Source organism: Streptomyces sp. SID3343, from assembly GCF_009865215.1.
GTDB lineage: Bacteria > Actinomycetota > Actinomycetes > Streptomycetales > Streptomycetaceae > Embleya.
Genome location: NZ_WWJX01000614.1, coordinates 1 through 6784, shown reverse-complemented (window position 1 = coordinate 6784; position 6784 = coordinate 1). Strand labels below are relative to the sequence as shown.

General features: G+C 70.4%; 5 protein-coding genes and 1 pseudogene. 4 read left to right on the top strand and 2 right to left on the bottom strand.

Annotated features, from left to right (window positions below; translation table 11 throughout):
* Positions 1-189 precede the first annotated feature (189 nt).
* On the top strand, positions 190-1386 hold the full coding sequence (locus GT354_RS19065) for a cytochrome P450 (protein ID WP_161357503.1): 1197 nt from the start codon (positions 190-192) through the stop codon (positions 1384-1386).
* 227 nt (positions 1387-1613) lie between these two features.
* Entirely contained in the window at positions 1614-2183 is a 570-nt protein-coding gene (locus tag GT354_RS19060) for a DUF4383 domain-containing protein (protein ID WP_161357502.1), read from the top strand.
* Positions 2184-2344: 161 nt separating this feature from the next.
* Here the strand turns inward: GT354_RS19060 and GT354_RS19055 are convergent, their stop codons facing one another.
* The gene (locus GT354_RS19055; protein ID WP_346012080.1) at positions 2345-3853 is read right to left on the bottom strand and encodes an MFS transporter; all 1509 of its coding nucleotides are present in this window, start codon (positions 3851-3853) and stop codon (positions 2345-2347) included.
* A 22-nt stretch (positions 3854-3875) separates the two neighbouring features.
* Here GT354_RS19055 and GT354_RS55820 point away from each other — a divergent pair.
* Positions 3876-4667: pseudogene (locus GT354_RS55820) on the top strand (TetR/AcrR family transcriptional regulator C-terminal domain-containing protein); the annotation flags it as partial.
* Here GT354_RS55820 and GT354_RS54220 read toward each other — a convergent pair.
* The gene (locus GT354_RS54220; protein WP_161357500.1) at positions 4601-5899 is read right to left on the bottom strand and encodes an MFS transporter; all 1299 of its coding nucleotides are present in this window, start codon (positions 5897-5899) and stop codon (positions 4601-4603) included. The pseudogene GT354_RS55820 and the gene GT354_RS54220 overlap by 67 nt on opposite strands.
* A gap of 271 nt (positions 5900-6170) precedes the next feature.
* Here GT354_RS54220 and GT354_RS19040 point away from each other — a divergent pair.
* On the top strand, positions 6171-6784 hold a 614-nt coding region (locus tag GT354_RS19040; protein WP_202512045.1), incomplete at its 3' end, for a P1 family peptidase.

Here is a 6784-nt window from a genome sequence, read left to right as displayed (position 1 = left end):
GTCCCGCGCCGCGGTGGACGTCGTGTCGTGCTCAAGATCCGCTCCCCTGTTCGATACCCGATGAAGGTATCCGGACAGGTGCCCCGACCTGGGCGAACACACCGCTTGTGGCTATGGTTTCCGGTCCCGCTTCGTGATTGCGTACACGGGCCCGTGCCCCGTACAGCCACGCGATCCGGAGGACCCCTGATGACCACGACGCCGGCGACCGCGCGCCCCACGCTCGACCTGCTCGACGGTGACTGGTACGCGAACGACCCCTACGCGGACTATGCGTGGTTTCGCGAGCACGAACCGGTCGCCTGGGACGCGGGCAACGAACTGTGGGGTATCTTCCGGCATTTCGACCTCAAGGACGTCGAGGCGCGCAGCGAGCACTTCGTCAACTCCGACCGGAAGAAGGGCGGTTACCGACCGAACCTGCCGGCCGACCCGGCGATCATCGGGCTGGACAATCCGCTGCACAACCAGCGGCGCAAGCTCGTGAGCAAGTGGTTCACCCCGCGCGGCGTGCGCGAATGGGAGGCGCACGTGCGCGAGACGTGCGTGGAGATCCTGGACGCGGCGGTGGCCAAGGGCACGGTCGAGGTGGTCGGCGACCTCGCGTCGGTACTGCCGGCGAAGATGATCGGGCGCCTGCTCGGCTTCCCCGACGACGACTGGCCGAAGCTGCGCGACTGGTCGGAGCGCACCATCGCGCTCGGTGGCGGACCACGCTACTTCAGCGCCGACGGCAAGGCCGCGGCGACGGAGTTCATCACGTCCGCGCTCGGGCTGTACGAGAGCAAGAAGGCGTGCCCCGCCGACGACGTGATGTCGGTGTGGACGAAGGCGCGGATCGACGGCGAACCGGTCGGCCCGGGCGATGTCGCGAGCGACTGCCTGCTGCTCCTCGACGGCGGCGCGGAAACCACGCGCACCGTCATCGCGCGCACGTTCCTGTACCTGATCGAGCACCCGGACCAGTGGGACCTGCTCCGTGCCGGCGCCGATCTCGCCGTCGCCACCGAGGAGTTCATTCGGTACACGACACCCATCCACAACATGTGCCGGGTCGCGGTCGGCGACCAACGGGTGGGCGACACGGTGATCCCCGACGGGCATCAGGTCGTTCTCATGTACGCCTCGGCCAACCGCGACACCGCCGTTTTCGCCGAGCCCGAGCGCTTCGACGTGACCCGCACGCCCAACGACCACATCACCTTCGGCTTCGGCACGCACTTCTGCCTGGGCGCGCCGTTGGCCCGCCTGGAGATCCGGGTGTTCTTCGAGGAACTCCTCAAGCGGGTGCGCGCGATTCGACTCGTGCCCGGCAGTGCCGTGGAACAGATGCCCAACGCGTTCGTGTACGGGATCCGAGCGGCTCATGTGGAGCTGATCCGCTGACCGCGGGTGAGCATTGCTCACCCTCGGTCGCAAGGACACCGCACGCCATCCGCCCTGCCGCCGTCGTCTTCACTCGGGTGGGCCGCTTCGCCCCCGGAATTACCGGGCAGCCGACGGCGGGCACGCGGGTCGGCGGGCACCGGCCCGCGTCGATCCGTCGTTTCCGGGAAAGGGATCAAAGAGGCGTAACCGGAGCAATCAGGCAAACGGATGGGCTGGAGGCGGTCATGGCAGGGTTGGACATGCCGGTCGATCATCGACTGGCGAGGGTCTACCGCTACGGCGGCGGACTGATGGGTCTCGTGCTGATCACGTTCGGTGTCCTGGGTTTCACGAACAACGTCGGCTTCTTCTCGACGAGCGGGCGCGAAGTCGCGGGCATGTCCACGAACGGCGCGTTGAGCGTGATCTCCGTCGTGGTCGGCGCGATTCTGCTCATCGGCGCGTTCATCGGCGGCAACGTCGCCTCCACCGTCAACATCGTGGTGGGCGCCCTGTTCGTGATCAGCGGGTTCGTGAACCTGGGCCTGATCGGCACGCCGAGCATCAACTACCTGTCGTTCAAGATGCCGAACGTGATCTTCAGTTTCGTGGTCGGGTTGCTCGTGATGACGTTCGGCCTGTACGGGCGCGTCAGCGGCCATCTCCCGCACGACAACCCCTACTGGCGCTCGCGTCACCCCGACGACGCGGCCCGCGAGGATGCCTACCGCTCCCGGTCGAAGCTGCTCGGCCGGGACGGCGCCTCGCCGGTCACCTCCGGCGGCTCCCGACGACGGATCGCCGGCAGTCACTGACGACTCGCGTACGCGTACGCGCAAGCGCACGTCGAAGGGGCGGTCCCGGCCGGGGCCGCCCCTTCTACGTGATCGGTCGCATCGGCGTGAGCCGGGTGCTGTGAACCGGGTGGCGTGACCCGGGTGCCGGGTCTCGTGGCCGGTCGCCGTGACCGGTCCGATCAGTGTGCCGCCCCCGCGTCGGCCCGCGCCTTGCGCGGCATCAGGAACGTCAACGCCCACGCCGCCGCGAGCGCGAGCCCGCTGCCGACCAGGCCGAGTGTGAGCGCGTCGTCGAATACCGCGCGCACCGCGTCCGCGCCGTGCGCGCCGCCCACGTTGTCCTCGACGTGGGTGAAGAACAGCGTGCCCAGCAGGGCCACGCCGAGCGCGCCGGCGAGTTGCTGGACCGCGTTGAGCACCCCCGACGCCGAGCCGATCTCGTGGTCGGCGACCCCCGCGAGGGCGATGTCGAAGAACGGGGCGAGCAGCAGGCCGAACCCCAGGCCGGCGACGCCCGTGGCCGGCAGCAGGAGCCACACGTTCACCGGTCCGTCGTGCAGGGCGACGGTCGCCCCGATGCCCACGACGCCGAGGATCCCGATCACCAGACCCGCGTGCAGCACAAGCCGACCGTACTTCGGGCCGAGCACCGCACCGGCCAGGCCCGCGCCCACCGCCGAACCGAGCGACCACGGGATCAGCGCCAGCGCCGCGTGGGTGGCCGTCCAGCCGAGGCCGACCTGCAGGTAGACGCCGAGCACGAGCATCAGCCCGATCATCGAACCGAAGATGGCCAGACCCACCACGAGGGCACCGGTGAACGCGCGGTTGCCGAACAGGCTGATCTCCACGAGCGCGTCACGGCCCGCACGGGACGTGCGCAGTTCGTACCACGCGAAGGCCGCGAGCACCGGGAGCGAAGCGGCCATGCTCGCGTACGTCCAGGCGGGCCAACCCTCTTCGCGGCCCTGTACGAGCGGGTACACGAGCAGCACCATCGCGGCCGTGACCAGGAGCGTGCCGATCAGGTCCAGGCGCGGCTTGCGGGCCGCGGCCTGCTCGGCCGTCGGCCGGGGCACGACCGCGGAACCGGCGAAGAACGCGAACACCCCGAGCGGCACGTTGACCAGGAACACCGACCGCCACCCGAGGCCGAACAGGTCGGCGTCCAGCAGGATCCCGCCCAATATCGGGCCGAGCACCGCCGACAGACCCATCGCCGGGCCGAACACCGCCAATGCCATGCCCATATCGCGCTCGTCGAACATGTCCCGGATCAGGCCGAACGCCTGCGGCACCATCATCGCCGCGGTCAGGCCCTGGAAACCGCGCGCACCGATCAGCATCTCCGGGGACTGCGCGAGGGCACACAACGCGGACGCGACGGTGAAGGCGGCGACCCCGCCGAGGAACATCCGGCGACGCCCGAAGATGTCGCCGAGCCGGGCGCCGGCGATCAGGAACATCGCGAGGACGAGCGTGTACGCGGCGGAGAACCACTGCAGGTGGGCCGTGCTGCCGCCGAGCGAATCCCGAATGCCGGGGCCGGCCACGTTGACGATGGTCGCGTCGAGCAGGTCCATGATGTCGGCGCCCATCACCACCGCGAGGCCGATCCAGCGCAGCCGGTAGGCAGGCCGTGCTTGGGGCTCCGCGAGCGTCGTCGCCTGCGCCGGTTCGGTTTCCACGTGTTCTCCCTTGGCATCGAAGATGCGAACAGTGTTCGTGCCACGAACAGTGAGTCTTGCGCGAACGCCGTTCTATTTACGAACACCGTTTTACGCGCGAACAGTGTTCGCGTCAAGTACAGTGTTCGTACAGTCGAAGGCCGACCGATCAGCCGGCCGAGGAGGTGGCGTTGTGCCCGAAGCTCCCGAAGTGCCCGTGCCGCCGTGGCGCACGACCCCCAAGGGCCGCAACCCGCGCAAGCCGGAGCTCAGTCAGGACGCGATCGTCACCGCGGCCCTGGAGATCATCGACGCGGAGGGCATGGACGCCCTGAGCATGCGGCGGATCGCCCAGCGCTTCGACACCGGCGCGGCGTCGCTCTACGCGTACGTGGCGAACAAGGACGAGCTCGTCGAGTTGGTCGTCGACCGCGTCAACGGCGAAGTGCGCCTTCCCGACGCGGACCCCGACCGTTGGCGCGAACAGATGCGCGACGCGATGTTCGCCATCCGCGACGTGTACGCGCGTCACCGCGACCTCGGCCGCGCGCTGATCGGCGCGGTGCCGGTGGGGCCCAACTCGCTCGAATGCACCGAGCGACTGCTGTCGATCCTGCGCGCGGGCGGACTGCCCAAGCAGGTCTGTTGGTTCGCGGTCGACCTGTTGTCGATGTACACCGTGATGTCGGGCCTGGAAATGGGCGTGGAGGACACGAAGCACGGCGCGGACGACGAGGAGCGCGGGGCCTACTACGCACGCATCGTGGACTACTTCGCGTCGCTGCCGGTCGAGTTGTTCCCGACGACGTTGTCCATGGGCGAGGAACTGAGCAACGGCGACGGGGACGAGCGCTTCGCGTTCGGGGCCGAGGTGTTGTTGCTCGGCCTCACCGCGTACGCCGCGCGCAAGTCCTGACGCGGCGTCATCAGCCCGGCCAGGACCGGGATCACGGCGCAGATCGTGTACGCGGCGGCGTAGCCTCCGGGGCCGGCCACGATCAGCCCGAACAGCGGCGGCCCGGCGGCCGCGCTCAGGTTCTGGCCGGTGTTCTGGATGCCCATCACCCGACCCGCCCACGCGCTGCCGGCGATCTCGGCGACCGCCGTGAACGCGACGCCGTTCCAACTCACCGTGGCCACCGAGGCGAGCAGCAGGAACCCGATCGCGATCGGTCCGCCGATCGCCGCGGTCGCCGCGAGACCGCCGACCACGACGGCGTTGACCGCGCACAGCACGCGCATCGGACCCAGGCGCGAACCGGCCACGTCCGACCAGCGACCCACCACGATGCGGGTGCCTGCGGCGACCAATTGCACACCGGCGAGCAGCCGTCCCGCGGCGGTCGCGGTCCAACCGTGGTCGGACACCAGGTAGTCGGCGCCGAAGGACACCACGACGAACTGGGACACCACCAGGAGCGCGCTCGCGCCGTGTATCCGGTACAGGATCGGCGAGTCGTAAGGAGACCCGGGCTCGGCCGCGCCCGCGGCCCGCGCCGGGCGGACCGGGTCGCGCACGATCACGGCGACCAGGAGCGCGCCCGCGACGCACAACACGGCCGGGAAGACCAGCGCCGTCCGAAAGCCCGAGTGCGAGCCGATCGGTGGTAGCACGAGTGCGCCGGCCACCATGCCCAGCGGCTGCGCCATCTGCCGCATCCCCATGGCCAAGCCGCGCTGTTCAGGCGCGAACCACCCCAATACGACCCGGCCGCTCGCCGCGTTGACCGCGGCCGAGCACGCGCCCGCGACCGCGAGCCACGCCCCCAGCCACACCGCGCCGCCCCCGGAGAGCCCGACGAGTATCGCGCCGCCGGCCAGGCCCAGGCCGATCGCCATCACCTTGCGCTCGCCCCACCGGTCGGCGGCGGCGCCCCACAACACGAGGGTCAGCAGCAGACCGAAGGTCGGGCACGCGACCACGGTTCCGGCCTGGGCGAGCGACATGCCTTCGTCGGAGCGCAGCACGGGCACGAGGTAGGCGAGGCCGTAGAGGAAGACGCAGCTCGAAAGCTGGGCGCACATCCCGATACCGAGCATCACCCAACGCCGATTCGACGACCCCATCGTGCGCACCTCCTGTGGCATTCGTGCACCCTACAAGTTTTCTCATAGAGTGAGATTTGTATCTTGGGATGCGAGACGGCGTGCGGGCTGCGGCCGGAGTCGGGGACGGGGCCGGGGGTGGGGTGGGGGCGTGGCCGGGTGTGGGCCCGGGTGTGGGCCCGGGCTCGGCTCCCTGCTCGACTCGCCGCCGGCCGGCCGCCGGATCCGCCCGGTCTCGGGGCACATGGCGCAGCATGGACACGGCAGCGCAGTTTCGACGTACGGAGGCTTGATGTTCGACGAGTACAAGGTCGGCCCGCGTAACGCGATCACCGACGTAGCCGGGCTGCGCGTGGGACACGCCGCGTATACGGACACCGGCGCGATGACCGGGACGACGGTGTTGTTGGGACCGGCCGGCGGGTTCGTGGCCGGCGTGGACGTGCGCGGCGGGGGGCCCGGGACCCGCGAGTTGGACGCGCTTGATCCGCGCAACCTCGTGCCGCGGGTCGAGGCGATCGTGCTGAGCGGCGGAAGCGCTTTCGGGCTGGACGCGGCGAGCGGTGTGATGGCGTGGCTGGCCGAGCACGGGCGCGGGTTCCCGGTCGGGGCCGAGCCGCATCAGGTGGTGCCCGTGGTTCCGGCGGTGGCGCTGTTCGACCTCGGGCGAGGCGGTGACTGGCAGCGTCGGCCCGACCCCGCGCTCGGTCGGGCGGCGGTGGCCGCGGCCGATGTCGAGGCCGAGCACGCGGTGGTGCCGATGGGCAGCGTGGGCGCGGGCACCGGTGCGATGGTCGGCGGGATCCGGGGCGGCGTGGGCACGGCGAGCGTGGTGCTGCCGGGCGGCATCACGGTGGCCGCGCTCGCGGTCGTCAACGCGGCCGGTTCGGCGGTGGACCCGGTCGG

Coding starts and splice junctions, on each gene's coding strand:
- GT354_RS19065 (WP_161357503.1), top strand. CDS start 190: ATGACCACGACGCCGGCGACCGCGCGCCCCACGCTCGACCTGCTCGAC.
- GT354_RS54220 (WP_161357500.1), bottom strand. CDS start 5,899: ATGGGGTCGTCGAATCGGCGTTGGGTGATGCTCGGTATCGGGATGTGC.
- GT354_RS19060 (WP_161357502.1), top strand. CDS start 1,614: ATGGCAGGGTTGGACATGCCGGTCGATCATCGACTGGCGAGGGTCTAC.